1 protein-coding gene is annotated in these 954 nt (G+C 43.4%); it reads left to right on the top strand.

All coding sequences use genetic code 11. The annotated features are described in order from the left end of the window. Positions 1-63 precede the first annotated feature (63 nt). Positions 64-543 (top strand): SMI1/KNR4 family protein, encoded by a 480-nt coding sequence (locus MO867_RS22245; protein ID WP_252473243.1) that lies wholly within the window; start codon positions 64-66, stop codon positions 541-543. Positions 544-954: the final 411 nt, after the last annotated feature.

Consider the following 954-nt stretch of genomic DNA (forward strand, 5'->3'; position numbering starts at 1 on the left):
TCTGGCCGTGGTTCCTACCTATTTCGCCCCTAAAACTGTCCGAAGTATTGATATATAGAAGATATGAATGATAGTGATATAGAGAACCGTTTGTTTAAAATCAAGCAACAAATCAAAAAATTAAGTACTTTGGATAAGGATTGCTCTTTATTCGGTACGGAGCGCTGGAGATATGATTTCCGTCGGTTTTCAGAGCCTGAAATTAGCCGTATCGAACAACAGTACAGTATCCGGCTTCCACCGGAATTTCGAGCTTTTTTACTGGAGGTTGGCTTTGGGGCGGCAAACTCTTACGGAGCTAACGAAGAGGGTTTTCCTTACTACTACCAGGATGGTGAAGATGAGTATCCAATGTCAGTTGGCACCATAGATATTGCGGAAGTTGGCTGTGGTATCGAATTTCTACTGGTAGTTAATGGTCTTCATCGTGGCGAAGTCTGGGTAACCCAGAGCTATCGTGAACCACAGCCTTTCTCTAGCAGCTACCTGAATTGGTATGAAGATTGGCTGGCTAAAAGTCTTAAGCGCTTGGAAGCACATTAATTTTCTCTTAAAAACTGACCGCCAAATCGCGTTGTAAAGGATGGCGCCATTCTTCCATTCAAGACATCCATAGATCACTGTTCTTGGTGAATAGGTAATAGAATTTTTTGTGGGTGTCCAGAACCGCGTTTGCACGAATATACTATTGAATAGATTGAAATCGGCATAGGCCATGCAGGCGGCAAGGCTCTGTCACCCAGTAAGGCCTGGAACCTTCTCAGAGGCGGACTGAACAATTGTCTTCGGTATATACCTAACGGGCGATAGACTCATTTTACTAGCGCATAAACCAACTGATATACATTGCCCATTTGGTGGCTGCTCTAAATGGATAATGTATCTAATTGATATCCCTTTACAATACTTCGGACAGTTTTAGGGGGCGAAATAGGTAGGAACCACGGCCAGATA

The organism is Microbulbifer okhotskensis (genome assembly GCF_023895975.1).
Taxonomy (GTDB): domain Bacteria; phylum Pseudomonadota; class Gammaproteobacteria; order Pseudomonadales; family Cellvibrionaceae; genus Microbulbifer; species Microbulbifer okhotskensis.

Coding starts and splice junctions, on each gene's coding strand:
- MO867_RS22245 (WP_252473243.1), top strand. CDS start 64: ATGAATGATAGTGATATAGAGAACCGTTTGTTTAAAATCAAGCAACAA.